This is a genomic window from Billgrantia ethanolica, from assembly GCF_021404305.1.
Taxonomy (GTDB): domain Bacteria; phylum Pseudomonadota; class Gammaproteobacteria; order Pseudomonadales; family Halomonadaceae; genus Halomonas; species Halomonas ethanolica.
In genome coordinates this window covers 904,212-928,886 of the sequence record NZ_JABFTX010000001.1, presented here as the reverse complement: position 1 = coordinate 928,886, position 24,675 = coordinate 904,212, and the positions used below count along the sequence as shown (strand labels likewise).

22 protein-coding genes are annotated in these 24,675 nt (G+C 64.4%); 17 read left to right on the top strand and 5 right to left on the bottom strand.

The genetic code is table 11. The annotated features are described in order from the left end of the window. From HOP53_RS04270 to msrA, 5 genes are all read left to right on the top strand, one after another. Positions 1-1,311 (top strand): UDP binding domain-containing protein, encoded by a 1,311-nt coding sequence (locus HOP53_RS04270; RefSeq protein ID WP_234268845.1) that lies wholly within the window; start codon positions 1-3, stop codon positions 1,309-1,311. 78 nt (positions 1,312-1,389) lie between these two features. Beyond that, positions 1,390-2,328, top strand: a complete 939-nt coding sequence (locus tag HOP53_RS04265) for a coiled-coil domain-containing protein (RefSeq protein WP_234268844.1) — start codon at positions 1,390-1,392, stop codon at positions 2,326-2,328. A gap of 64 nt (positions 2,329-2,392) precedes the next feature. Then, positions 2,393-4,264, top strand: coding sequence for an autotransporter assembly complex protein TamA (gene tamA, locus HOP53_RS04260; protein WP_338073288.1), 1,872 nt, complete (start codon positions 2,393-2,395; stop codon positions 4,262-4,264). 2 nt (positions 4,265-4,266) lie between these two features. Beyond that, positions 4,267-8,529 (top strand): autotransporter assembly complex protein TamB, encoded by a 4,263-nt coding sequence (tamB, locus tag HOP53_RS04255; RefSeq protein WP_234268843.1) that lies wholly within the window; start codon positions 4,267-4,269, stop codon positions 8,527-8,529. A 33-nt stretch (positions 8,530-8,562) separates the two neighbouring features. Further along, positions 8,563-9,177: a peptide-methionine (S)-S-oxide reductase MsrA gene (gene msrA / locus HOP53_RS04250; protein ID WP_234268842.1), complete on the top strand. Its 615-nt coding sequence runs from the start codon at positions 8,563-8,565 to the stop codon at positions 9,175-9,177. On the opposite strand, the gene HOP53_RS04245 is transcribed toward msrA, so the two are convergent. The 3 genes from HOP53_RS04245 to can all read right to left on the bottom strand — a co-directional run bounded on the left by HOP53_RS04245 (position 9,158) and on the right by can (position 12,266). After that, positions 9,158-10,198: a hydrolase gene (locus tag HOP53_RS04245; protein WP_234268841.1), complete on the bottom strand. Its 1,041-nt coding sequence runs from the start codon at positions 10,196-10,198 to the stop codon at positions 9,158-9,160. The genes msrA and HOP53_RS04245 overlap by 20 nt on opposite strands. A gap of 5 nt (positions 10,199-10,203) precedes the next feature. Further along, a complete protein-coding gene (gene pepQ, locus HOP53_RS04240) occupies positions 10,204-11,511 on the bottom strand; it encodes a Xaa-Pro dipeptidase (RefSeq protein ID WP_234268840.1) in 1,308 nt (435 codons plus the stop codon). 98 nt (positions 11,512-11,609) lie between these two features. Next, positions 11,610-12,266 carry a carbonate dehydratase gene (gene can / locus HOP53_RS04235; RefSeq protein WP_234268839.1) on the bottom strand — a complete coding sequence of 219 codons (657 nt, stop codon included), beginning with the start codon at positions 12,264-12,266 and terminating at the stop codon, positions 11,610-11,612. A gap of 192 nt (positions 12,267-12,458) precedes the next feature. Here can and gorA point away from each other — a divergent pair, with 192 nt between their 5' ends. From gorA to HOP53_RS04175, 12 genes are all read left to right on the top strand, one after another. Next, on the top strand, positions 12,459-13,820 hold the full coding sequence (gorA, locus tag HOP53_RS04230) for a glutathione-disulfide reductase (RefSeq protein WP_234268838.1): 1,362 nt from the start codon (positions 12,459-12,461) through the stop codon (positions 13,818-13,820). Positions 13,821-14,089: 269 nt separating this feature from the next. Then, entirely contained in the window at positions 14,090-14,668 is a 579-nt protein-coding gene (gene ectA, locus HOP53_RS04225; protein ID WP_234268837.1) for a diaminobutyrate acetyltransferase, read from the top strand. 79 nt (positions 14,669-14,747) lie between these two features. Next, entirely contained in the window at positions 14,748-16,013 is a 1,266-nt protein-coding gene (gene ectB / locus HOP53_RS04220; protein ID WP_234268836.1) for a diaminobutyrate--2-oxoglutarate transaminase, read from the top strand. 82 nt (positions 16,014-16,095) lie between these two features. Further along, positions 16,096-16,491: an ectoine synthase gene (locus tag HOP53_RS04215; protein WP_234268835.1), complete on the top strand. Its 396-nt coding sequence runs from the start codon at positions 16,096-16,098 to the stop codon at positions 16,489-16,491. A 495-nt stretch (positions 16,492-16,986) separates the two neighbouring features. Then, positions 16,987-17,691: an ATP-dependent zinc protease family protein gene (locus tag HOP53_RS04210; protein ID WP_479688666.1), complete on the top strand. Its 705-nt coding sequence runs from the start codon at positions 16,987-16,989 to the stop codon at positions 17,689-17,691. 35 nt (positions 17,692-17,726) lie between these two features. Beyond that, positions 17,727-19,232 (top strand): inactive transglutaminase family protein, encoded by a 1,506-nt coding sequence (locus HOP53_RS04205; protein WP_234268833.1) that lies wholly within the window; start codon positions 17,727-17,729, stop codon positions 19,230-19,232. Positions 19,233-19,237: 5 nt separating this feature from the next. Continuing rightward, a complete protein-coding gene (locus tag HOP53_RS04200) occupies positions 19,238-20,233 on the top strand; it encodes an alpha-L-glutamate ligase-like protein (RefSeq protein ID WP_234268832.1) in 996 nt (331 codons plus the stop codon). A 33-nt stretch (positions 20,234-20,266) separates the two neighbouring features. Next, positions 20,267-20,746 carry a transcriptional repressor gene (locus tag HOP53_RS04195; RefSeq protein ID WP_234268831.1) on the top strand — a complete coding sequence of 160 codons (480 nt, stop codon included), beginning with the start codon at positions 20,267-20,269 and terminating at the stop codon, positions 20,744-20,746. Beyond that, positions 20,743-21,195, top strand: coding sequence for a phosphoribosyl-AMP cyclohydrolase (gene hisI / locus HOP53_RS04190; protein ID WP_234268830.1), 453 nt, complete (start codon positions 20,743-20,745; stop codon positions 21,193-21,195). The genes HOP53_RS04195 and hisI overlap by 4 nt, the downstream gene beginning before the upstream one ends. 44 nt (positions 21,196-21,239) lie before the next feature. Next, positions 21,240-21,545 (top strand): membrane protein insertion efficiency factor YidD, encoded by a 306-nt coding sequence (gene yidD, locus HOP53_RS04185; protein WP_234269689.1) that lies wholly within the window; start codon positions 21,240-21,242, stop codon positions 21,543-21,545. Positions 21,546-21,729: 184 nt separating this feature from the next. After that, the gene (locus HOP53_RS04180) at positions 21,730-22,311 is read left to right on the top strand and encodes a DJ-1/PfpI family protein (RefSeq protein WP_234268829.1); all 582 of its coding nucleotides are present in this window, start codon (positions 21,730-21,732) and stop codon (positions 22,309-22,311) included. Positions 22,312-22,398: 87 nt separating this feature from the next. After that, positions 22,399-22,800 (top strand): ribbon-helix-helix domain-containing protein, encoded by a 402-nt coding sequence (locus tag HOP53_RS04175; protein WP_234268828.1) that lies wholly within the window; start codon positions 22,399-22,401, stop codon positions 22,798-22,800. Here HOP53_RS04175 and HOP53_RS04170 read toward each other — a convergent pair. Together HOP53_RS04170 and HOP53_RS04165 are read right to left on the bottom strand one after the other, a co-directional pair. After that, positions 22,770-23,195: a SufE family protein gene (locus tag HOP53_RS04170; RefSeq protein ID WP_234268827.1), complete on the bottom strand. Its 426-nt coding sequence runs from the start codon at positions 23,193-23,195 to the stop codon at positions 22,770-22,772. The two genes, HOP53_RS04175 and HOP53_RS04170, sit on opposite strands and share 31 nt — an antisense overlap. A gap of 28 nt (positions 23,196-23,223) precedes the next feature. Beyond that, positions 23,224-24,333, bottom strand: a complete 1,110-nt coding sequence (locus tag HOP53_RS04165; RefSeq protein ID WP_234269688.1) for a tyrosine-type recombinase/integrase — start codon at positions 24,331-24,333, stop codon at positions 23,224-23,226. Between the last annotated feature and the right edge of the window lie 342 nt (positions 24,334-24,675).

Below are 24,675 nucleotides of genomic sequence, written 5' to 3'. Positions count from 1 at the left end.
ATGCGTGTACAGATACATGGTAGCGAACTGGCGGCGGCTACGGCCGCCGCCGCGCTCTCCTGGGTCGGCCACCAGGTCCGCTGGGTGCCGCATGCTTCGATGCGCTGGCCGGCACTGCAGGCCGCCGACTGGCTGCGTCGTGAGCCCGACCTGCTGGAACGTCTCGAAGAAGGGCTGGAGCAGGGCACCTTGAGCCTGGCCAATGGCGAAGGCGCGGATTCGGGTGAATCCATCGACATTCTCTGGCTCGCACTGTCGCCGGAGCAGCGCGAGGAAGCCGACGATCTGGTGGCTGAGGTCGCCGGACGGCAGCAAGGGGCGCTCATTCTGATCAACAACTCCACCTTTCCGGTGGGCGAGACCGAACGCCTCGAGACACGTCTCGGCGGCAACGGCCGGCGTGCCGTCGCCCTGGTCGACATGATCGAGGAGGGGCGTGCCTGGGCCAGTTTCACCCGCCCCGGCCGCTGGCTGCTGGGCTGTGACGACGAACATGCCGAGGCACAGGTACGCGAGCTCCTGCGAGCCTTCAATCGCCGGCGCGACGTGATGCAGATGATGCCGCGCCGTGCCGCGGAGCTGACCAAGTTGGCCACCATCGGCATGCTGGCGACACGCATCAGCTACATGAACGAGATTGCCGGGCTGGCCGACAGCCTGGGCGTCGACGTGGAGTACGTGCGCCAGGGGATGGGGGCCGATTCCCGAATCGGCTACGAGTACCTCTACCCGGGCTGCGGCTTCGGCGGACCGCATTTTTCCCGCGATCTGATGCGCCTGGCCGACGTACAGGAGGCCAGCGGGCGTCAATCCGCGCTGCTCGAACAGGTGCTGGACATCAATGAGCAAAAGAAGGAGACCCTGTTCCGCAAGTTATGGACCCATTTCCACGGTCAGCTCGAAGGGCGCACCGTGGCGATCTGGGGGGCCGCCTTCAAGCCCGGTTCGGCGCGTATCGACCATGCACCGGTGCTGACCCTGCTGCGGGCGCTGTGGGCCCAGGGCGTGCGGGTGCACCTTCACGACCCCGCAGCCGTTCCTGCGCTGCGTGCCGAAGTGGGTGACCACCCTCTGCTTAGCCTGTTCGACGGTGACCCCTATGCCGCCTGCGAGAATGCCGATGCCCTGATGCTGGTCACCGAGTGGAAGCACTACTGGAATCCCGACTGGTCGCGGCTGGCCCAGCTGCTGAATGAAAAGCTGCTGCTGGATGGCCGCAACATCTACGACCCCACCCACGTCGCCAGTTGGGGGTTGGTCTACCGCGGCATCGGTCGGCGTGCCGAACCCGGAGAGAACTCGACGCGTTGAGGCGGCAGTGTGCGCGCAGGCGTGCAACCTGCTTACAATGGTGGGGCGCCTGCCGCACCTGCCAACAAGGAGTTCGACATGCCCGAAGCGCGTCCTTCCGAGCGACGTCCCATCGTGCCCGATCCCGATTCCAGCCTGACAAGGCCGCGACGCCCGATGATGCCCCAGCCTCGCCTGTGGCCGCTCAAGCTGGTCGTGTTGCTGCTGCTGGTCATGCTGGCTGGGGTGAGCTGGCTGGGGTGGCAGGAGCGGGAGCGAATGAATGCGCAGATGCAGCAGATCAGCGCCGAGATGTCCAACGTGCATGCCCGGTTCGATGCCGAGGAGGGTCGTGGTGAGCGATTCGAGCGTCTCGAGTCGCGTCTCTCGGCAGGCATGGACCATGCCGAATCCCTGGTCGCACGCATGGCCAGCCTGGAAGTCGACGTACAGCAGGTCGTCGAGCGGGACGGTTCGCGATTCGAGGCCATCGATGAGCGCATCGACGACATTGCCAGCGTGGTCGATGAGCTTTCCACCAACGTCGAACGAATGGTCAGCGAGGCCGAAGATCGCGAAGCGCTGCTCGGCGCGGTACGCTCATCGCTGAATGCGCTCGAGCGAGCAGGCGAAGAGGGGCGTGAAGTTTTGGCGGCAAGAATCGATGCACTGGCCGAAGGCGATGAAAGTGTTGTACAACATATCGAGGAGCTGCAAAGCGTGCAGGAGGCGCTGGCCGAGGAGCAGCAGAGCGTGAGAGCATCGCTCGATGAGCGACTCGCAGCCCTGGACGAGCATGTCCAGCAGCTCGTCGAGCAGCAGCTTGCCGCACTGGAGGAAACCCATCAGACTCGGGAGGCCGCGCTGGAGGAGCGACTCGAAACGCTGGCCGGCGACATCGAGGCGGTCGCCGAAGGCGCTGAAACCTCTCAGGCCGTCGATGAGCTGCGCGCCAGGCTGGCAGGCATCGATTCGGAACTGCGCGAGCTGCGTCAGGAGCAGCTGTCGCTGAGCGCTGGGCTGGAGGCCCTACGGTAGGATCGCCGGGGCCATGGCAGGCCGGCAGTAGTCAAGACGGGAAGCCGTGAATATGGGAAGAGGCGTGATTTCACGCATGGGGGCGGCGGCCCTGTGTCTTGGCATGGCGCATGGAGCGCTGGCACTCGAGGCACGAATCGATGGTGTGACGGATCCGGTTGCGGAGAACATTCGTCACTATCTCGGCGAACTGGAGGCCGCTCAGTACGACCGCCGACGCCTCGAAGGCGTGGTGGTGCGTCGTACGCGGGAGGCCATGCGCGTCTACGGCTACTACGAGCCGCGCATAAGCCCCCGTCTCGACCAACAGGAGCCGCCGCGCTATGTCGAGCTGGCCATCGATCCGGGTCCGCAGGTCGTCGTGCAGGTACTCGAAGTGCGCATCGAGGGTGATGCCGCACGCGACGAGCCTTTTGGCACCACCGTGGATGCGTTGCCTCTCCAGGTGGGTGATCCCCTGGTGCATGCCCCCTGGGATCGCATGCGCAACCGGCTGGCCAACCTCGCCCTGGAACGGGGCTACTTCGACTGGTCCTTCACCGACCGCCGCATGGAAGTGCGCCCCTTCGACGAGAGCGCCCGTCTCTACCTCACTCTCGACAGCGGTCGACGCTACACTTTCGGCAACATCACCATTCGTGGCCACCATATCGTCGAGGATCGCTTGCGCAACATCGCGCCCTTCGAGCCCGGCCAGCCCTATCTGGCCGGTCAGGTGGCGCTCTATGCCCAGCGGCTCGGCCAGACCAACTGGTTCAGCTCCGTCAGCGTACGACCACGGCTCGATGCCCGTCGCGAGCTTGCCCTGGCGCCGCCCACCGTGGGTTGGTGGAATGCCGTGGCGACCGAGGGCGAGGCCGCGTTGCCACAGGTGCCTTCGACGCGGACCGCACTGGCGACCGGCCCCCGGCTCTCTGCTTCGGCGTTGGCTGCCGTTGCGCGGCTGCACGCGCCGGAGCAGCCCAGCATGCCGATCGACGTTTCCCTGGCTCCGGCTGATCGTCATCAGTTCGAAACGGGCATCGGTTATGCCACCGATGTGGGGCCACGTCTGAATTTCGGCTGGAATCAGCCCTGGATCAACCGCTATGGGCATAGCCTCGAGCACGATCTGTTCGTTTCACAGCCGGAGCAGCGGTTCACCGGCACCTATCTGCTGCCGCTCGACGACCCGCTGCGAGATCAGTATCGCTTCCAGTACGGCCTACGCCATCGCGACAATCAGGACACGCGTTCCAACGAGGCCACCATCGAAGCGGCACGACGCTGGGAATTCGACAATCGCTGGGTGCAGACGCTGTTCGTGCGTGCCACCTTCGAGGACTTCACCCAGGGAGGCGAGGCGGAAAGCGTCTTCATCTACTACCCGGGGGTGAGCTGGTCGCGCACCCGCACGCGCGATCCCCGCTTTCCCACCTGGGGCGATCGTCAGCGCATCACCTTCGAGTATTCGGACAGCGTGTGGGGCTCCGATGCGGACTTCCTGCGCATGACGGGCAACACCGAATGGATCCGCATGCTGGGCGAGAACCTGCGTTTCGTCACCCGACTCGGCGTGGGGGCCATCGAAACCGATGACTTCTCCCAGATACCGCCCTCGCTGCGCTTCTTTGCCGGCGGCGACCGTTCGGTAAGGGGTTACGGCTTCGAGACCCTGGCACCACGTAACGAAGAGGGCCTGATACGCGGCGGGCAGCAGATGCTGGTCGGCAGCGTCGAGCTCCAGCGGCGTGTCACCGGCAACTGGTGGGGAGCCGCCTTCATCGACAGCGGCGATGCGTTCGATGACTGGTGGCCGGAAACGCTGAACACCGGTGCCGGCCTCGGCGTCAGGTGGATTTCCCCCGTCGGGCCGGTACGTTTCGATATCGCTCACCCCTTCGATGACGAGGAGAACTCGTGGCGTCTGCACTTCGCCATCGGCCCGGAATTCTGAGAATGCGTCTGTTGCTGTGGTCGCTGCTCCGTTTGCTGATCGTGCTGCCATTGGTGGCCATCGGCATGCTCTTTCTCGCGCTTGGTCTGGCACTGTCCCCCTGGGGAGCCGGCTTGCTGCTCGAAGAAGGGGCCAAGCGCGGTTTCTACCAGTTGGAGCGTGTCGAAGGGGCTCCACTGGACCGCCTCGTGCTGTACGGGTTTCAGATCGAGGCGGGGTCTGTCGACATTGCTGCCGAGCGCCTCGAGCTGGCCTGGGCGGACGATTGCCTGCTGCGGGGGCGTCTATGTATCGAGCGTCTGGCCATGCACGGGGGGCGTGTGCGGCTGCAGCCGGGACCGGCCCCTGACGATGCGTCCACCGCAGTGGCCCAGGACGAGGCTGAGGCCAGCGACCCGATCCGTTTACCTTTTCCGATGGAGGTGCGGGAACTGGAGCTGGTAGATACCCAGGTGAGCTTGGCCGACGGCACGCATGTGGAACTCGCTCAGCTGAGTACCGCCGCCCTGGCCGAGAGCTCAGGACTGCAGCTCAGCACTTCACGAGCCGTAGGCCTGGACGTGACGCTGCCCACCAATCCCGAAGCCGTGGAGGAGAGGGCGGACGAGGTAGCCGCTCCGCCGGCAGCGGATGCTCCCCCCGATGAGCTGCCGGCGGCCACGGCGCCGGCGCTGTTCCACTTCCCGCTCGACATCGCGGCCCCCGAGCTGGTCATAGAAGACGTAGCGCTGCGGCTGGGCGACGGTACCCAAGTTGGCTGGAACAGACTGCACACCGGCATCGAGGCCGAGGGCGAACGGCTGACGCTGTTGCCGACACGGCTGGAGCGGCTGCAGGTCAGCCTGCCAGCGGGCGGGGCCGAGCAACTGGCGCTGGAGGCGCCAGCAGGCACACCGGCGTTGAGCGCTCAGGCACTGGCCGCCGCTGAGGCCATTGGGCCGGCACCGGTGCCGGCCGAGGCAGGTGAGCCCGAAGTGCCACTGGCGCAGCGCGAGCGCATTGCGCTGCCGGAAATCGTCCTGCCCTTGACGATAGCGGCACCGCGTATCCATCTCGATGGCGTCGAGCTGCGGGGACCGCTCGATTATGACCTGCGCCATCTCACCCTGGCCTTCGAGGCCAGCGGCCAGGTGGTCGAGATCGTCGCTCTGGAAGCCGCCAGCCTGGACGCCGACGTCAGGCTCGGCGCGCGCATCGAATTGCGTGACGATTACCCGCTCCAGGCGCGGCTGGAGGCCGCGCTTTGGTTGCCGGAGCTGATGCCCGAACTGGCCGGGCAGCGGCTCGACCTCAGGCTCGACGGCACGCTGGCCGAGCTCGATGCCGAACTCTTGGCGCGCGGCCCGGTGGATACTCGACTGACCGCTCAGGCCGATGTGCTAGATCCTGAAGTGCCGTTCTCCGCCAGGATGAGCAGCGAATTCCTGCAGTGGCCGCTGCCGATGGCGGCCGCCTTCGCCGAAGAGGGGGAGGCGCTCGACGATCCCTATGTGATCGAGGATCTCGACCTGCGCCTGTTGGGCACTCTCGATCAGTACAGCGCGGCACTTTCGGCACGGCTCGAGGGGCCGGAGGTGCCGCTGACCCGGATAGCCCTGACCGGTAGCGGCAACCTGGAGCACTTCGCCTGGACCCCGCTCTCCCTGAGTCTCGGCAATGCCTCGGTGGTCAGCCGCGGCCGCATCGAATGGCATGACGGCCTGGCGCTCGATGCCACCGTGCGCCTCGACAATCTCGACCCCGGCCAGTTCACCGATGCCATGCAGGGGCGCCTCAGCGGCAATCTAGACCTCGCCTTCAGCCAGACCGAAGCGGGCTGGCAGCTGCGGGTGCCGCGGCTGGTCATCGACGGTCAGCTGCAGGAGCTGCCGCTGTCGCTGCGGGCACGCCTGGCCGGCGATAGCGACATGCGCTGGCAAGTACAGGAGTTCGATTTCCGCCAGGGGCAGAACCGGATCACTGCTGCCGGCGCCATCACCGAGCAGCGCATGGACCTCAGCGGCGACATCTCGCTGACCGAACTCGGCAGCTTGCACGACGATCTCAGCGGCAGCCTGAGCGGTCGCTTCCGCACCGCCGGCACGCTGGAGAGCCCGCGCCTGGAGCTCGACCTGCGGGGCCAGACGCTGGCGTTTGCCGAAAATCGCCTCGAGGCGCTGCAGCTCACCGCCAACGTTCAGGGGCTGGATGATCCGACCCTCGATGGCAATCTTTCCATCGAGCGACTCAACGCCGGGGGCCAGCGTTTCAGTGAGGTGTCGCTGGCCCTGTCCGGCCGGCTATCGTCCCATCGGGCCGAACTGACGGCGCTTGCCGGGCGGGGCATGCCGCTGTCGCGTGCGTCGCTCGTGCTCGAGGGCGGGCTTTCCAGCGAGCGTCAGCGCTACAGCGGCCGTATCGATCCGCTGGAGGTCGATACCGATTACGGCGAAATGCGCCTCGATGACCCCATGACGTTCGCTTTCGACCTGGCGACGGCCCGCGCTCAGGTGCAGCCGTTCTGCCTGCGTCGAGAGCAGGGCGGACGCTTGTGCCTGGAGGACACGCTGCAGGCCGGCGCCGATCAAGGCCAGGTAAGCCTGGCCGTGCGCGGGCTGCCCATGAGCATGTTCAACGAGTGGCTGCCGGAGGATTGGCGCGCCAGCGGCGAGACCGACCTGCAGCTGCAGGCAAGCTGGCGGCAGGGCGGTCGTCAGTGGAGCGCCGAGGCGAACCTGGCCAGTCAGCTCGATCTGGCAGGGGTGGATATCTATGGGCAGCCCTGGTCGATGCCCGCGACCCGCCTCGACGTGCAGTTGGATGCCAACCAGGCGCGTATGGCACTCGACCTCGAGCTCGGCCTTGGCGATGCCGGTCGGTTGGCCCTGAACCTCGATCTGAACGACCCGCTGGGCAGCGGGGAGCTTGACGGCAGTCTCGTCGTCGACAATCTCGATCTGTCTCGCTACCGCACGCTGGCGGCCGGGCTCGACATGCTGGAGGGTACCCTGGCCGGCCGGGTCGGGATCTCCGGAAACAGTGACAACCCCAGCCTGAATGGTGCGCTGGAGCTGGCCGGGCTGCGCGCTTCGGGGCTGGATGTGCCGCTGATCGTCGAAGACGGCCGCATTCGCATCGAATTCAACGGCGACAGTGCACGCCTGATGGGCTATGTCGCCAGCGACGACGGGCGGCTGGTGATCGATGGCAATGCCAGCTGGCCCTCGCTCGACGAGTGGCGCATCGCCGTGGACCTGGACGGCACCCGGCGTCCGTTGCTGGTGAGCATGCCGCAGTTCGGTCGTCTACGCGTCTCGCCACAGATCGCCGTCAGGGTGACCCCGCAGGCATTGCGCGTGCGAGGCGACGTTCAGGTGCCCTGGGCGCGGCTGGAGGTCGGCGAGGCACCGCCGGCAGCGGTCAGCCCCAGTCCCGACGAGATCATCATCACCCGGCGCGACGAGGCCAGGGCCCAGCGGCGTGAGGAGCTGGAGCCGACCGCCGGCGGTGACGAAGCCGCCGCCGTGGCGCTGCGCGAGGCGGGGATGCAACTGGACGTGCGTATCGAGCTGCATCTGGGGCCGGACATGATGCTCGCCGCATCGGGCCTGGAAACCGGCCTGGCCGGCACCTTGCAGGTGCGCCAGCAGGATGGCCCGGTGCAGCTGTTCGGCGAGGTCAACCTCGTCGACGGTCGTTTCCGCGCCTTCGGTCAGGACCTGCTGATTCGACAGGGACAGCTGCTGTTCAGCGGACCGTCGGATCAGCCGTTGCTCGACTTCGAAGCCATACGTAACCCCGACATCACCGAGGATGGCGTCATTGCCGGGCTGCGCGTTACCGGCTTCGCTGCAGAGCCGAGCCTGGCGATCTTCTCCGAACCGGCCATGGATGAAGCGCGGGCGCTTTCGTACCTGCTGCGCGGCCGTGCGCCACGGGACGGCGACGCGGATGGCGCGCTGACCTCGGCCCTGGTGGGCCTGGCATTGGGACAGACCGGTGGGGTGGTCGGTGCTATCGGCCAGGCGTTTGGCATCGATGATCTGGCGCTGGAGACGACCGGCGTCGGTGACGACAGCCAGGTGGTCGTGAGCGGCTACCTGACAGAAGATCTGCGCGTCAGCTATGGTGTCGGTATCTTCTCGCCGATTGCGGAGCTTACGCTGCGCTATACCCTATGGCGCAATCTCTACGTGCAGGCCGTTTCCGGAGCCGCCCAGGCCGTCGATCTGGTTTACATCTTCTCCCGGCCCGGTCGACCGCCACGTCTCGAGCCCGCTGAGTGAGCGCCTTCAACGTGTTGCTGCGAGGATAACGTCATGAATATCGATCCGACTCATGCGCTGCCGGGGCGCGACACGCCGCTACGGATTTCCGGCGTGCATGCCGTCAGCGGTCGCTCGATGCTGCCACCGTTCCCCGAGGGGCATGAGCAGCTGGTGCTTGGACTTGGCTGCTTCTGGGGCGCCGAACGTCTGTTCTGGCAGCACCCGGGAGTGTATGTGACGGCGGTGGGGTATGCCGGTGGCGTGACGCCCAACCCCACCTACGAAGAGACCTGCTCCGGCAGGACCGGCCACGCCGAGGTGGTGAGGGTGGTGTTCGACCCCCGTGAGGTGGACGTCGAGACGCTGCTGAAGGTGTTCTGGGAGGCCCACGATCCGACTCAGGGCATGCGCCAAGGCAACGACATCGGTAGCCAGTACCGCTCGGCGATCTACACCAGCAGCGATGCCCAGCTGGCGACCGCCAAGCGTAGCCGGGACGTCTATCAGTATTCGCTGGCCCAGGCGGGGCGTGGCCAGATCACCACCGAGATAGCATCCCTCGACGTCTTCTATCCGGCCGAGGAGTATCATCAGCAGTATCTGCACAAGAATCCGGGCGGATACTGTGGGCTGAAGGGAACCGGAGTCAGCTGTCCGATCGGCTGAGCCGGTGGTCGGTGATCGAGCGCCACGAGTCACCGAGGCTGGCCCAGCCTTCCAGCTCGCGGGCGAGGCGCCGGGCCAGCCAGGGCGATAGACGCTTGTTGCGCCACTCCATGAAGCCGACGTGTCCGCCATGATGGGTGATTTCCAGATGCACCGCGGCGGATGGCTGTGGCAGGCGCTGGAACAGTGCGGCCGGCATGAAGGGGTCGTCATCGGCGTGCAGGATCAGGGTCGGCAGTTCGATGTCGCCAAGCAGCCTACCGGCCGAAGCGCGCCGATAATAATCATCGGCGCCCTTGAAACCGTGCAGCGGGGCGGTCACTGCATCGTCGTATCCACGCAGACTGTCGATTCGCTCCAGTGCCTCTCCGTTCAACGAAAGCGGCAGCTCGCCGCGCACCAGTCTTGGCGCCACCTTGCGTTTCAGGGCCTTGAGCAGATGGCGTTCATATACCCGGGAGAAGCCCTGGTGCAGGGTGTCGGCGCTGGCGGCAAGGTCGAGCGGGGCGCTGACGATGATGGCACCGGCCAGATCGAGGCCGCTGCCACCCTGTTCCGCCACCAGCTTGAGCAGCATATTGCCGCCAAGTGAGACGCCGGCGGCCACTTTCAAGGCGCCAGGGTAGCGTCGCGACAGCTCGGCGGTCAGCCAATAGGCATCCGCGGTGTCGCCGCTGTGATAGGCACGCGGCAGGCGATTCGGCTGACTGCCGCAGCCGCGGAAGTGCATCAGTACCGCGCGCCACCCCATGCGGCTGGCTGTGGCCAGCAGCCAGCGGGCATAAGGAGAGTGAAACGAGCCCTCCAGGCCGTGAAACAGCACCAGGATGGGCGCCGTGCTGCTGGTGGGGCTCGGCCGGATCCAGTTGAGTTCGACGAAGTCGCCGTCGGGGAGTTCGAGCGATTCGACGTCACGGGCGAGTCGAGGGCGGGGCAGGCAGCGGGGCAGCAGCGTCTGAACGTGCGGATTGCTCAATCCGCGCGGCGGAGTAAAGTCGGCCTCTTGCTGCCGTTCACGCATGTCGCTCACTCGTGTTCCAAGGTCAGATTGCGTACCGAGTCCGAGGCGATTGCCACGTTGTCTTCGATGCGAATGCCGCCATGAGGCAGCAGACGTTCGACCAGCGACCAGTTCACGTCGCTTCCCGCAGGGCTTGCCTGCAACGGTCCGAGCAGCATGGGAATGAAGTAGAGCCCGGGTTCTATGGTGACCGTCATTCCTGGTTCCAGTTCCCGGGTCAGGCGCAGCGCCGGGTGCTCGGGCGGCGGTGGCAGGGGCATGCCCTCCCGGCTCGTGCGTCCGGCCACGTCATGTACCTGCACGCCCAGCAGGTGGCCCAGGCCGTGAGGGCAGAAGGCGCGGGTGATACCGCTTTCGACCGCGGCCTCGGCAGAGCCGCTGACCAGTTCGCTCTCGACCAGCAGTTCCCCCAGTAATTGATGCATACGCTGGTGCAGCGCGACGAACTCGACACCTGGCGCCAGGGCGGCAACCAGTTGCTGCTTGATGTCGTGCATGCGCGTTATCAGCACGGCGAAGGTAGGGTCGGCGTCCGGCCCCGGCCAGCTGCGGGTGATGTCGGCGCAGTAGCCACGATAACGGTGCCCGGCATCCACCAGCAGGCTATGGCGCGACACCGGCGCTGCGGTGTCGTAATGCTGATAGTGCAGCACCGCACCATGGGCGCCGAGACCGATAATGTTGCCGTAGGGCACGTCGCTTTCACGCTGTCGCGATGCCTTGAGATAGGCCAGCTGAATGTCGAGTTCGCTCTCGCCGGCCAGGAACGCCTGCTTGGCGGCTCGATGTCCGCACAGCGCCATCCGGTTGGCCTCGCTCAGACAGGCGATCTCGTACTCGCTCTTGCATACCCGGCCCTCATCCAGGGCGATCAGCAGGGCGGGGGGATTGCTCTCGGCGCCTAGGGTGCGAGCGGTTTCTTCGTCGACGTCGCCGATCACGGCAAGGCGGCTCGCCTTCACCGCCGGCGGTGTCCCGAAGCGGCCGCTGATTACCTCGAGGTAATCGGTCCAGCCTTCGTCGGGCAGGCCTGGCGGCAGGTGCCAGAAGTCGTCCGGGGCATGCACGAAGCAGGTGGTGCGCTGGCCCGGCCTCACCAGCAGCCAGCTATGAGCGAGGCCGGCTTGCCCGGTCCAGTGCTGAAAATGGCCGTAGCTGCAGAAGTTGGCGTGCTGATCGTCGCCGAAGTGCCGGGCAGGACGGCCGCTGTAGATCAATAAGGCGTCGTAGCCCAAGGCGCCCATCACCTCGGCGTAGCGCCGTTCCAGGGCCTCGAGGTGTGTCTTCTGAAGCGGGGCAAGAGCGTCGGGCATGTCAGGCTCCGGCACGTTGGGGCGGCGATAGTTGGGACTTCAATAAGAGTGTAAGGCCTGGTATTGGTGGTTTCGAGCAGGTCAGCTTCAGCCAAAGCCTAGCAACTGTCAGGCGTTGCCTGAAGGCGGTCGATGCGATAAAGCGTGGCCACCTGGTCCAGTCCTTCCACGGTGCAGCCGAGATCGGCGATGCGACCATCGCCCAGGCCGTATATCCAGCCGTGAACGGAAAGTTCTTGGCCGCGCTGCCAGGCGAGCTGAACGATCTTGGTGCGACACAGGTTGTTGACCTGCGCCTGCACGTTGAGCTCGCAAAGTCGATCGACCTGCTGGTCCAGCGGTAAGTGGGCAAGCGAAGGACGGTGCTGACTGTAGAGCTCCCGCACCGAATGCAGCCAGTAATCCACCATGCCGCAATCGCCCCCCGTCACTGCCGCCCGCACGCCGCCGCAGCCGTAGTGACCGACCACCATGATGTGTCTGACCTGTAGCACATCGACGGCATACTGCACCACGGAGAGGGCGTTCATGTCGTTGTGATGCAGCAGGTTGGCGACGTTGCGATGGACGAAGACCTCTCCCGGCGGCAGCGAGACGATCTGATTCGCCGGTACCCGGCTGTCGGAGCAGCCGATCCACAGGTAGTCGGGATTTTGCTGGCGGGAAAGGCGGGTGAAATAATCCGCGTCTTCCTGACACATCCGCTCTGCCCAGCGCCGGTTGTTTTCCAGCAGACAGTCGATTTCCTGGTTCATGGCAGAGTCCGTCCGAAGGTCAGAGAGTAGGGGAGGGCATCTTTTACCGCCATGCCCTGAGTCGGTCAACCAAGAGCCGCACCTTGGCACCGCTCTACATTGGGCATCGCTCTACATGGTTACACCTGCACTGTTATGATCTGCCGATCAGACCGGGTATGCCACATGTCCCGGCTAGACGAGGAGAAATGCGTGTCAGACTTCGACTATGACCTGTTCGTGATTGGTGCCGGCTCCGGTGGGGTGCGTGCCGCCCGCACCGCAGCGGCAACCGGTGCCAGAGTGGCCGTTGCCGAAGATCGCTATCTGGGCGGCACCTGCGTCAATGTGGGTTGCGTACCGAAAAAACTCTACTCCTATGCCGCTCATTTTCACGATGCCTTCGAAGACGCCCGTGGCTTCGGCTGGAGCCTGACCGAGCCCCCGCGCTTCGACTGGGCCACCCTGCGCGACAACAAGGTACGCGAGATCAAGCGCCTCAACGAGATCTACGGTCGTCTGCTGGACAACGCCGGGGTCGAGTTGATCCATGGCCGGGCGCGGGTCGTCGATGCCCATCGCGTCGAGGTCGACGGCCGCGCCTTCAGCGCCGCCAAGATTCTGGTGGCCGTCGGCGGCTGGCCCTGGCTACCCGACTTCCCCGGTAGCGAACTGGCCGTGACCTCCAACGAGGTATTCGATCTGGAGCGCATGCCGCAGCGTTTCCTGGTGCTGGGCGGAGGCTATATTGCGGTGGAGTTTGCCAGCATCTTCAATGGGCTGGGCAGCGAGTCGCACCTGGTCTATCGCGGCGAGCTGTTCCTGCGCGGCTTCGACCGCGAGGTGCGTGAGTTCACCCGTGAGCAGATGGCCCTCAAGGGCGTGAACCTGCACTTCGAGACCAATATCCAGAGCATCGAGAAGGGCGAGGGCGGGCTTCTCGTGACACTGACCAATGGCGAGTCGCTGGAGGTCGATGCAGTGCTGGCAGCGACCGGCCGCAAACCCAATCTCGAGGGAGTCGGGCTCGATGCGCTGGACATCGCCCTCAACCCCGACGGTACCGTCAAGGTGAACGACCGCTTCGAGACCACCATACCTTCCATCCTGGCGCTGGGTGACGTGACGGGAGGACCGGAGCTGACGCCAGTGGCGCTGGCGGAAGCCATGCATCTGGTCGGCCAACATTTTGGTGAGGCACCGCCCAAGCCCATGGATTACCGCAACATCGCCACGGCGGTGTTCTGTCATCCCAATATCGGCACGGTGGGCTTGTCGGAAGAGCAGGCACGCAAGGAGTATGACGCGATTCGCGTCTACCGCACCGATTTCCGGCCGATGAAGCATACGCTTTCCGGCAGCGAGGAGCGTTGCCTGATGAAGCTGATCGTCGACGATGTGAGCGACGTGGTGGTCGGTGCTCACATGGTCGGCGAGGAGGCGGGGGAGCTCATTCAGGGCATCGCCATTGCGGTGAAGGCGGGGCTCACCAAGGCCGACTTCGATGCCACCGTGGGCATTCATCCCACTGCAGCGGAAGAGTTCGTCACCATGCGCACGCTGTCGAGGCGCTAGGCTGGTTGATTTGCTTAACGAGCAACCCATCTTCACCCACCGGGCCGCCTTTTCAGGCGGCCCGCTTCATTTCCTGCAGCGCTGAAATCCTGGACTAGACTTGCGATAGATCCCTTCCAGGCCGGCTTCGCGTTGTAGATGTTGCGTACGGCTTGGCAAATCTTGATAATTTTTTGTTATTGAACTGTGCTCAAGTCATAACGCTAGTTTTGATTTGTCGCAAAGCCCTGTTATCATTGGCAGCAACATCGCTACAGCGAAACCTGACCATGAACATGACACCGCAGCCTTTCACTCCTTCCGCCGATCTGGCTCGCCCCAGCGTGGCCGATGCCGTGGTCGGCAGCGATGCCTCGCCGCTGTTCATCCGCAAACCCAACCCCGACGATGGCTGGGGCATCTACGAGCTGGTCAAGTCCTGCCCGCCACTCGATGTCAATTCCGCCTACGCCTACCTGCTGCTGGCGACCCAGTTCCGCGATACCTGTGCCGTAGCCACCAATGAAGAGGGCGAAATCGTCGGCTTCGTTTCCGGCTACGTGAAGAGCAACGCACCGGACACCTATTTTCTTTGGCAGGTGGCGGTGGGCGAGAAAGCACGCGGCACCGGCCTGGCCCGGCGCCTGGTAGAAGCCGTCATGAGCCGCCCCGAGTTGCTCGACGTGTACCATCTGGAAACCACCATCACGCCAGACAATCAGGCGTCCTGGGGGCTTTTCCGCCGCCTTGCCGATCGCTGGCAGGCTCCCCTCAACAGTCGAGAATACTTCTCGACGGATCAACTCGGCGGTGAGCACGACCCCGAGAATCTCGTCCGCATCGGCCCTTTCGACACGCGGCGTATCTGATCCCCATCTCATTGCCGGACGGCCGAGCGGCTCGGTCGTCCACGCAGCCTTTCGCCTGATCATCTGACAGGAGGTCACCATGCAGACCCAGACCCTAGAACGTCTCGAATCCAATGTTCGAACCTACTCCCGCTCGTTTCCGGTGGTTTTCACCAAGGCCAGGAACGCACGCCTGACCGACGAGGACGGCCGCGAGTACATCGACTTTCTGGCCGGCGCCGGCACCCTGAACTACGGCCATAACAACCCGCACCTGAAGCAGGCGCTGCTGGACTACCTCGATAGCGATGGCATCGTCCACGGCCTCGATTTCTGGACCGCTGCCAAGCGCGACTACCTGGAAACCCTTGAGGAAGTGATCCTCAAGCCGCGTGGGCTGGACTACAAGGTGCACCTGCCGGGCCCGACCGGCACCAATGCCGTCGAGGCGGCGATTCGCCTGGCCCGGGTAGCCCAGGGGCGCCACAACATCGTCACGTTCACCAATGGCTTCCACGGCGTCACCATGGGCGCGCTCGCCACCACCGGCAACCGCAAGTTCCGCGAGGCCACCGGCGGCATTCCGCTGCAGGGAAGTGCCTTCATGCCCTACGACGGCTACCTGGGCGAGCACGCTGACAGCCTCGATTACTTCGAGAAGCTGCTGGGCGACAACTCCAGCGGCTTGGACCTGCCGGCGGCGGTAATCGTCGAGACCGTGCAGGGCGAGGGCGGAATCAACGTGGCAGGGCTCGACTGGCTCAAGCGCCTGGAGCGGATCTGCCGTGACAACGGCATCCTGCTGATCGTCGACGACATCCAGGCAGGCTGCGGCCGCACCGGCAAGTTCTTCAGCTTCGAGCATGCCGGTATCACGCCCGACATCGTCACCAATTCGAAGTCGCTGTCCGGCTTCGGTCTGCCGTTCGCTCACGTGCTGATGCGGCCGGAGCTCGATAAATGGAAGCCCGGCCAGTACAACGGCACCTTCCGCGGCTTCAACCTGGCTTTTGCCACGGCTGCGGCGGCCATGCGACAGTACTGGAAGGACGACACCTTCGAGCGTGACGTTCAGCGCAAGGGCAGGGTGGTCGAAGATCGTTTCCAGAAGATTGCCGCCTGGATCAGCGAGCAGGGCGTGAAGGCCAGTGAGCGCGGCCGCGGCCTGATGCGTGGCATCGACGTTGGCAACGGCGAGCTGGCCGACAAGATCACTGCCAGGGCTTTCGAGAAAGGGCTGGTGATCGAGACCAGCGGTCAGGCCGGCGAGGTGGTCAAGTGTCTGTGCCCGCTGACGATTCCCGACGAGGATCTGCTCGAGGGGCTGGATATTCTCGAGGCCAGCGTCAAGGAAGTGCTCGGTTGAGCGGCTACTGCCGAATGGAATGAAAACGGCCGGCTGCGGTGTCAGCCGGCCAGTCTACGGATCGTATGGAGTGACATGAGCAATGATCGTTCGCAATCTCGAGGAAGCGCGTAAGACCGACCGCCTGGTCAAGTCGGAAAGCGGCACCTGGGACAGCACGCGACTTGTGCTGGCCAACGACGGTGGCGGCTTCTCGTTCCACATCACCCGGATCTACGAGGGCACCGAGACTCACATTCACTACAAGCATCACTACGAGTCGGTGTACTGCATCGAAGGCGAAGGTGAAGTGGAGACCCTGGCCGACGGCAAGATCTGGCCGATCAAGCCCGGCGACATCTATATTCTCGATCAGCACGACGAACATCTGCTGCGCGCGCACAAGACCATGCACCTGGCCTGTGTGTTCACGCCGCCGATCACCGGCAAGGAAGTACACCGCGAGGACGGCTCCTACGCGCCGCCCGACGAAGCCTGATAGCCTCACAGGTACAGGCCTACGCTCAGGTCGAGTAACCGCGACCCCGGCTAACAACCGGGGTCTGGCGTATCGGGTCCGGTATATCAAGGCAAGAGGCAGGCACGGACGGTATCACACGAGCTCAGCGGCTCGGCATGCCAATGGTTCGCATAATGTATATTATGTTAAATCAGCTATCTGTTACGATGTTGGACAAGCCCACCTCGAAATCCTTATCATCCCCCGTCATGCCCGGCGCGATTGCCCAAGCGCCCCAGACCCCGGTCGTTACCCGGGATTGTGCCAAGCCCACTGCCGCTGCGCCCAATGCGCAGCCCAACTGGAGGCTGTCGATTTCCCATGCAACCGAGAACGCTATCCGCCCCCGTCGTCTGGTTGCTAAGTTCGTTGTTGATCAGCGGATGCGCCCTCAATTCCAGCCCTCAGGCCGAGCCTGAGCCCACTCTGAGTCCCGATCTCTTCGAATCGCGTATCGGGCAGCTCGAGCAACGCATGGCCTCGAGCTGCGAGCAGACCGAGGCTCACTTCGCCCAGCATGAGCGCCGCCAGGCGGAGCTGCTTGACGAACTGCGCGACGCGGGAATCACCCTGCGCCATCTGCGTGGCGATATCGAGCGGCTCGAGCAGCGTAGCGGCGATGAGCCGGTACTGGTTCCGGCCGAGTGCAACAACGAACTGAGCGAGGTGCTCTCCTCCAAGGAGATGGTAGGTCGCGCCGAATGGATCGGGCTGCCGGAGGTGGGCACCTATCTGCGTGCCAGGGTGGATTCCGGGGCCAATACTTCCTCGCTGAGTGCCACGGACGTCACCCGCTTCGAGCGCGACGGCGAGGATTGGGTGCGCTTCAAGCTAGGCCTCACCGACAACGATATCGTCGTCGAGCATGTGCGCGACGAGTGGATCGAGCGTCCGGTCGAGCGCCGCGTACGGATCATGCAGGCCGCCGGCAGCGAGTCGCGCCCAGTCGTCAGCCTGATGATGACCCTGGGTCCGATCCGCGAAACCGTGGAGTTCACCCTGAGTGACCGTACTCACCTCAACTATCCGGTGCTGCTCGGTCGTCGTTTTCTCATGGACATCGCCCTGATCGACGTGGCGGAGAACTATCTCCACCCCCGTCCCGAATTCCCCGGTGGCCGTCCTGCCTCCGAGGCAGCCGAGGATCAGATCAACGACCGGGACGAAGAAGAAGGCTGATCGTGGCCTGACTGCCCTACCTGCAAGGATTCTCCATGTCACGACTACCCTTCTACCTTATTGTGGGTTTGCTGATGGTGCTTGGTATCGGCACGAGCCTGCATCGGCACATTCAGATGGAGGTGCCCTGGACCCCCGGTGAGCAACGTCAGATCTGGGAGGTCGAGGCCATCGTCGATTTTTCCGCGCTTGGCGATCCCGTGCGGGTCGACCTGGCGTTGCCTTCGCACCAGCGTGGCTATCGCATCCTGACCGAGAACACGGCCTCGCCGGGTTACGGCCTCTCCTTTCTGCAGGATGAGCGCAGTCGCCGCGCGCAGTGGTCGATTCGCAGTGCCACGGGCAGCCAGCAGCTCTATTATTCCGTGCGCTTGCAGGTGACCGAAGACAGGCGTCAGCAGCAGATGGTGCGCCCCCCGCTGCGTGAGATCAGCTGGGAGCGGCCCTACGATACCGCCGCGGCCCAAGTCATCGAGCGGGCCTGGATGCGCAGCGCCGATCCTTACACCTTCACCCGAGAGCTGATCCGCGATTTCAGCGAAGATCGCCAGGGCGAGAACGCCCGTCTATTGCTGACCCAGTTCGAGCGCACCCCGCTGCTGGTTCGCCTGCTCAACCAGGCCGGCGTACATGCCCGCGAGGTGAGCGGGCTGATGCTCGAAGATGGCCGCCGCCGGCAGTCGCTGACTTCCTGGATCATGGTGTTCGAGGACGAGCAGAACTGGACACTGTTCAACCCCCGTACCGCCGACCAGGGGCAGCCGGACAACCTGCTGCTGTGGGAAGCCGGCGGGCGCGCCGTGCTCGAAGTTCAGGGCGGTACCAATTCGCGCGTGACCTTCTCGATGCTGTCGCGCAATCAGCCGGCGGCGGCGGCGGTGCGTAGCCAACTGGTGGACGATACCCTGCTCAACTTCTCGATCCACAGTCTGCCGCTGGAGGAACAGGCCCTTTTCCAGACCATCCTGCTGATTCCCATCGGCGCCCTGGTGGTGGTTTTCCTGCGCATCATCGTCGGCATCAAGACCTCCGGCACCTTCATGCCTGTGCTGATCGCCCTCGCCTTCATTCAGACGACCCTGCCAACCGGCATGATTGGTTTTCTGTTGATCGTGGCGGTGGGGCTGGTGATACGCAACTACCTTTCCTACCTCAATTTGCTGCTGGTGGCGCGAGTCTCGGCGGTCATCATCACGGTGATCGCGATCATTTCGCTGTTTTCGGTGCTATCGTATCGAGTGGGTCTCAATGCAGGCCTGACGATCACCTTCTTCCCGATGATCATCCTGGCCTGGACCATCGAACGGATGTCGATCCTGTGGGAGGAAGAGGGTCCCAAGGAGGTCTTGATTCAAGGCGGCGGAAGCCTCATTACTGCCGTACTGGCGTACCTGGCCATGAACAACCCCTGGATACGCCATATCACCTTCAACTTTCTGGGCGTGCAGCTCATCATCATGTCGCTGATCCTGCTGTTGGGTAACTACACGGGCTATCGACTGCTCGAACTGCGACGCTTCAAACCGGTCACCGAGGATTGAGTCCCATGTGGGCACGACCGAAGCAGCTGAAGCTCCGAGGCATCATCGGCATGAATCGGCGCAATATCCGCTATATCGGGCGCTACAACAGCCGGCGCCTGTACCCGCTGGTGGATGACAAGCTGCAGACCAAGCTGTTGGCGGAAAAATACGGCATCACCACACCGGCGCTGATCGGCACCGTATCCACCCAGTTCGGCGTCAAGGCGCTGGGCAGTATGATTGCCGGTCATGCAGGGTTCGTCATCAAACCGGCCAAGGGCAGCGGCGGCAAGGGCATCCTGGTCATCGAGCATGTCGATGGGGAGAGCTTCATCAAGCCCAGCGGTGCCCGCCTGAGCATCGAGGATCTCCATCGCCACGTCTCGAATATCCTCTCCGGCCTCTATTCGCTGGGTGGCACACCCGACGTGGCCATGATCGAGGGGTTGATCAACTTCGACGAGAAGCTCTCGGAGTACACTTACGAAGGCGTACCCGACATTCGCGTGATCATCTTCCGCGGCTATCCGGTGATGGCCATGATGCGCCTCTCCACGGCGGCTTCCGACGGCAAGGCCAACCTGCACCAGGGGGCGGTGGGCGTGGGGCTGGATATCGCCACGGGCACCGCGGTACGCGGCGTGCAATTCGACCGTACGCGGCGCGACCATCCCGATACGGGCCACGAGCTCGCCAGCCTGCGGATTCCCGACTGGTCCAACCTGCTGGAACTGGCTGCCGGCTGCTACGAGATGACGGGGCTTGGCTATCTCGGCACCGACATGGTCATCGATCGCAACCGGGGGCCCATGTTGCTGGAACTCAATGCCCGCCCCGGCCTGGCCATTCAGATGGCCAATGGCGAAGGGTTGCGCGCGCGCCTGGACCTGGTGGAGAAGCAGCCCGAAGGAGTGAGCGTCAAGGAGCGGGTCGCCTTCTCGCAGCACCACTTCGCGCGCCACGGCGAGCTCAAGGCGCTTCCCGAGCCCGTGCTGGCCGAGGCCAGCCTCAGCACGTAGAATGGACGCCATTCCTTACACATCGGCTCTACCATGACCGACGCTACTGCCCTGCTTGCGCAGGCCGAAAGACAATGCCAGATTCGCGGGGTTCGCTTCACCCCGATCAGGCGCCGGGTGCTCGAGATGATCGCGGCAACCAGCAGTGGCCTGAAGGCCTATGAATTGCTCGACCGGCTTGCCGTCGAGCATGCTGCCGCCCGCCCGCCTACCGTCTATCGTGCGCTCGATTTCCTGATCGAACAGGGGCTGGTGCACCGCATCGAGTCTCTCAATGCCTATGTGGCTTGCCCCTGCCCCGAGCATGCGCACGGCTTCCAGCTGCTGATCTGTCGTCACTGCGGACGCGTCGAAGAGCTACATCTGGACGACGTCAATGCACAGCTCAGCGCTCGGGCGCGGGAGCTCGGGTTTCGCGTCGAGCGTCAGACCATCGAGCTGCTCGGCAGCTGCGACCTTTGCCTTGCGGCGCCGGCAAGAGACGACAAGCCAGCCACTACGGAAACGTCATGAGCGACACCTTCAAACGGCTCGAGCGCGCCGAGCTCGACGCCCGCCTCCCCATTGAGCACATCTTGGCCGAAGTGCGCTTCAATCAGGACGGTCTGATCCCTGCCATCGCTCAGCAGCACGATAGCGGCGAAGTGCTGATGATGGCATGGATGAACCGTGAGGCCCTCGAAGAGACGCTGGCCAGCGGCCGTGTCTGCTACTGGTCGCGCTCGCGGGGCAAGCTGTGGCGCAAGGGGGAGTCTTCCGGTCAGCAGCAGCACCTGCGCGCTGCCAGCCTCGATTGCGATGGCGACACTCTGCTGCTGCAGGTGGAACAGAACGGACCGGCCTGCCATACCGGCCGGCGCAGCTGCTTCTACGTGGCGCTGGAGGGGGAAGAAGCGAGGGTCACCAGCGAGCCGCTGATCGATCCAGACACCCTGTACGGCAAGCCGTCGAAGGAAGGCTGAGCGTGACTCGCCCGGCGGTCTGGCTGCAGCGTCTCGGCGGGCTGATGGCGCGCGCCCTGGGGCTGGTGTTGATCGCTCTCGTCAGGCTCTATCAATTGGTCATCAGTCCACTGCTCGGCCCACGCTGCCGCTACTGGCCCAGCTGTTCCCATTACACCGTCGAGGCCGTCCAGGTGCATGGTCCGCTGCGCGGCGGTTGGCTGGCGGCAAAGCGCATCGTACGTTGTCATCCCGGCAGCGACGGCGGCATCGACCCCGTGTCGGGCGGGCCCAGCGAGCGTCTGTGCCGCGAAGATCCGGAGCTCGACGAGCACTATCGCTGCCGTTCGCAGCACGCGACCAGACACTGAAGACTACGGCCAATCGCCACCATTGTCTTATCCTACCCCTGCCATCTTTCGGGCTGTCGAAGCCGCGCTGTCATGGTCCTGCAAGAGCAACCCTGTAGTAGCCCGCTACCACCCTCACCCGGTTCGCCCGTGCCAAACTGCTCAATGGCACACCCAATACAACGAGCCGATGAGGAGGCACGCCATGTCTGCCAAGAGACTGCTCTTGTTGTGCGGCGATTTCGCCGAGGACTACGAAACCATGGTGCCGTTCCAGGCGCTTCAGGCCGTGGGGCACCGCGTCGATGCCGTCTGCCCCGACAAGCGGGCCGGCGACAGTATCGCTACCGCTATCCACGACTTCGAGGGCGACCAGACCTACAGCGAGAAACCCGGCCACCGCTTTACCCTGAACGCCGAGTTCGCTGCCGTCGACCCTGCCGACTATGACGGCCTGGTCGTCGCCGGCGGACGCGCCCCCGAGTACCTGCGCCTCAACGAGCGGGTCATCGAGGTGGTGCGTCATTTCTTCACCGAAGACAAACCGGTGGCGGCGATCTGTCACGGTGCTCAGCTGCTGGCAGCGGCACGAGTTCTGGAAGGTCGCACCTGCTCGGCCTACCCCGCCTGTCGCCCCGAAGTGGAGCTGGCGGGAGGTCGCTATGCCGATATCGCCGTGGACGATGCCGTGACCGACGGCAAGCTGGTGACGGCACCCGCCTGGCCCGCCCACCCTGCCTGGTTGGCCCAGTTCCTCGCCGTGCTGGGAACGCGTATCGAGCTTTGAGCGGCCATTGCTGGCCACCTTGCCCTGGCCCGCGACCGGCGCCATGCTTAAGGCATCGGTCGCGAGCCGGATCAGGGGGAAAGAGTCATGTGCAGGCTTTTCATCGGTGCCCAGCCAGATCTCTGGGAACCGCAGACACGCTCCATGCGTATCGATGGCGTTTCCACCAGTGTGCGCCTCGAGCGCTTCTTCTGGGCGGTACTCGAAGAGGTGGGCAGGCGCGACGGATTGTCACTCAGCCAGCTGGTGGCCAGGCTGGCGCGGGAGTGCGCCGAGGCCGGTCACGATCCCGCCAACTTCGCCTCCTTCCTGAGGGTGTGCTGCGGCCGTTACCAGGCGCTGCAGCTGACGGGTGAGATCCCCGTGCAGCCGGATGTGGCCATCGCCAGCCTGGACGCCGACGGCATACTGGCCAGGGAGCGGCAGCGCCATGCTTCGGCGCTGCACGCAGCGAGACCTCAGGCGGCCTCGCTCTCGGCGACTTCGTAGATCTTCGCCAGCATCGCGTGCAGACCGTTGCTGCGCGTAGGCGACAGGTGCTTGTCAAGCCCCAGGTCCTGCATGAAATGAGGACTGGTGCTGCGAATCTCGGCCGGCGGACGGTCGTTGTAGATGCGCATCAGCACGGCGATCAACCCGGAAACGATGGCGGCATCGGATACCGCGTCGAAGTGTAGCGCATCGCCTTCGCGACGATGGTGAATCCAGACGTTGGACTGGCAGCCCTGAATCTTGCGCTCCGGAGTCTTCCACTCCTCGGGAAACGGCGGCAACTGTTTGCCCATGTCGATGATGTACTGGTAGCGATCCATCCAGTTGTCGAACATCTCGAACTCTTCCAGCAGTGCCTGCTGGGCCTGCTCGGCCGTGGCTTCGGTGGTCATGTGGCCTCCCGTGATGACTCGAAGGTCATTATACCGGTTCGGGTGCCCTGCCGGGCAAACCGTGAGCGGCTTGTTGACGATGCCACTCCTCGTCCTCGCTGTGCAGGTATTGCGCCGTGGTGTCGAGCCGCGCGTGGCGTGCGGTGCTGGCTAGGTAGCGCAGCTCGACCCCGGCCTGGGCCTGATGGGTCAGCGAGGTGTGACGCAGCCAGTGCGGCGTGGCGGCACGCAGCCGTGCCACCTGAGCGGCGGCCACCTCGCCGGCCTCGGCTTGCAGGGCGTCGGCGGCGTCCTGAAAGGTGCCCCGAATCAGCCGATAGAGCTGGTTGTCGCCCAGGCGGCGCTGACCGTCCAGCCCGCGCAGCAGCGCTCCCGCTTCTCCAGGCCGGGGATGCGGCGAGAGCCCCAGGGTGGCTCGCCACTGCTCCAGCAGCTCCAGCATGTCGGGCGGTACGGGAATGCGTGCCAGCTTGTCGCCCTTCCCTACTACGCGCCACCACCAGCGTCTTTCGCGCAGGAAGAAGTCGCTCATCTCGGCGGCGGCCATCTCGCCGATACGCGGTGCCAGCAGATAGGCAAAGCCGAAGATCAGTCGCCGACGCTGATGAAGGTAGTGCTCCCTGAGGCTGGCATCCTGTGCTGGTGGCTCGTTCAGCCACTGCCATAGCCATTCCCACAGCGGCCGCTCCAGGTAGCGTTCGATGCCGGTCTGGCGGTTGTCCAGCCGGCGCCGCTTGTCGCGCATCAGGCGAAAGGGGTTGTGCGTGAGCCACCCCGCTTCCACCAACCAGGCGAACATGCCCTGCAGGATCACCAGGCTCTGCCGCCGGCTGCTGGGCGACAGCGGCCCGCGAAAAGGACGCCAGTCGGGGGCGTGGCGCGGTCGCGGCGGCCCCACCCAATGCTCGCGCGGCGTGGGCGAGGCGAGAAACGCCTCATAAGCATCCAGGTCGTGACGGCGCAGCTCGGCCAGCCCGTGCCCTTCCCGTTCCAGCCACAGCAGTAGGCGCTCAGCCTCGCGACGATAGGCGCGCAGCGTTCGCGGGCTGTCGCGATATTCGGCGAGCCAGCGCGCCACGGCTTCGGCATCGCTTTGTGCGGCGATATGGGTATGGCCTGTGTGCGGGCGGCTGGGCATCAGTCCGCCAATCGGCGCCAACTCGCTCGATTTCGGCTCGGGCTGTGAGCCCGCCTCTGCCCTGCTTGTCTCGCTCGACATCCTCATGCCCTTGTCACACTCGCCCTTGTCCCACTCCCTGAGCGTCCAGTATCAGGCGTATCGGTCAGTTTTTCAAGATAAGACGGGTAATCTTGAATTTCGATTAATAGTGTAGTGTAAATTACGTAATACATAAAATGTAATTATCTTCCCCGCCGCTGGGAAAACGGCTATGCTTGAACGACTCAAGCGGGCGCATGGCAGAGCAAGAACAAGCGTCGCCCGCCGCGTGATGCATGGAGCAGCAGCTACACCATCAAG

What these genes read in the sequence shown, in the direction of transcription:
- HOP53_RS04270 (WP_234268845.1), top strand. Translation starts at nt 1, where the DNA reads ATGCGTGTACAGATACATGGTAGCGAACTGGCGGCGGCTACGGCCGCC.
- HOP53_RS04265 (WP_234268844.1), top strand. Translation starts at nt 1,390, where the DNA reads ATGCCCGAAGCGCGTCCTTCCGAGCGACGTCCCATCGTGCCCGATCCC.
- tamB (WP_234268843.1), top strand. Translation starts at nt 4,267, where the DNA reads ATGCGTCTGTTGCTGTGGTCGCTGCTCCGTTTGCTGATCGTGCTGCCA.
- msrA (WP_234268842.1), top strand. Translation starts at nt 8,563, where the DNA reads ATGAATATCGATCCGACTCATGCGCTGCCGGGGCGCGACACGCCGCTA.
- HOP53_RS04245 (WP_234268841.1), bottom strand. Translation starts at nt 10,198, where the DNA reads ATGCGTGAACGGCAGCAAGAGGCCGACTTTACTCCGCCGCGCGGATTG.
- pepQ (WP_234268840.1), bottom strand. Translation starts at nt 11,511, where the DNA reads ATGCCCGACGCTCTTGCCCCGCTTCAGAAGACACACCTCGAGGCCCTG.
- can (WP_234268839.1), bottom strand. Translation starts at nt 12,266, where the DNA reads ATGAACCAGGAAATCGACTGTCTGCTGGAAAACAACCGGCGCTGGGCA.
- ectA (WP_234268837.1), top strand. Translation starts at nt 14,090, where the DNA reads ATGAACATGACACCGCAGCCTTTCACTCCTTCCGCCGATCTGGCTCGC.
- ectB (WP_234268836.1), top strand. Translation starts at nt 14,748, where the DNA reads ATGCAGACCCAGACCCTAGAACGTCTCGAATCCAATGTTCGAACCTAC.
- HOP53_RS04215 (WP_234268835.1), top strand. Translation starts at nt 16,096, where the DNA reads ATGATCGTTCGCAATCTCGAGGAAGCGCGTAAGACCGACCGCCTGGTC.
- HOP53_RS04210 (WP_479688666.1), top strand. Translation starts at nt 16,987, where the DNA reads ATGGCCTCGAGCTGCGAGCAGACCGAGGCTCACTTCGCCCAGCATGAG.
- HOP53_RS04205 (WP_234268833.1), top strand. Translation starts at nt 17,727, where the DNA reads ATGTCACGACTACCCTTCTACCTTATTGTGGGTTTGCTGATGGTGCTT.
- HOP53_RS04200 (WP_234268832.1), top strand. Translation starts at nt 19,238, where the DNA reads ATGTGGGCACGACCGAAGCAGCTGAAGCTCCGAGGCATCATCGGCATG.
- HOP53_RS04195 (WP_234268831.1), top strand. Translation starts at nt 20,267, where the DNA reads ATGACCGACGCTACTGCCCTGCTTGCGCAGGCCGAAAGACAATGCCAG.
- hisI (WP_234268830.1), top strand. Translation starts at nt 20,743, where the DNA reads ATGAGCGACACCTTCAAACGGCTCGAGCGCGCCGAGCTCGACGCCCGC.
- yidD (WP_234269689.1), top strand. Translation starts at nt 21,240, where the DNA reads ATGGCGCGCGCCCTGGGGCTGGTGTTGATCGCTCTCGTCAGGCTCTAT.
- HOP53_RS04180 (WP_234268829.1), top strand. Translation starts at nt 21,730, where the DNA reads ATGTCTGCCAAGAGACTGCTCTTGTTGTGCGGCGATTTCGCCGAGGAC.
- HOP53_RS04175 (WP_234268828.1), top strand. Translation starts at nt 22,399, where the DNA reads ATGTGCAGGCTTTTCATCGGTGCCCAGCCAGATCTCTGGGAACCGCAG.
- HOP53_RS04170 (WP_234268827.1), bottom strand. Translation starts at nt 23,195, where the DNA reads ATGACCACCGAAGCCACGGCCGAGCAGGCCCAGCAGGCACTGCTGGAA.
- HOP53_RS04165 (WP_234269688.1), bottom strand. Translation starts at nt 24,333, where the DNA reads ATGCCCAGCCGCCCGCACACAGGCCATACCCATATCGCCGCACAAAGC.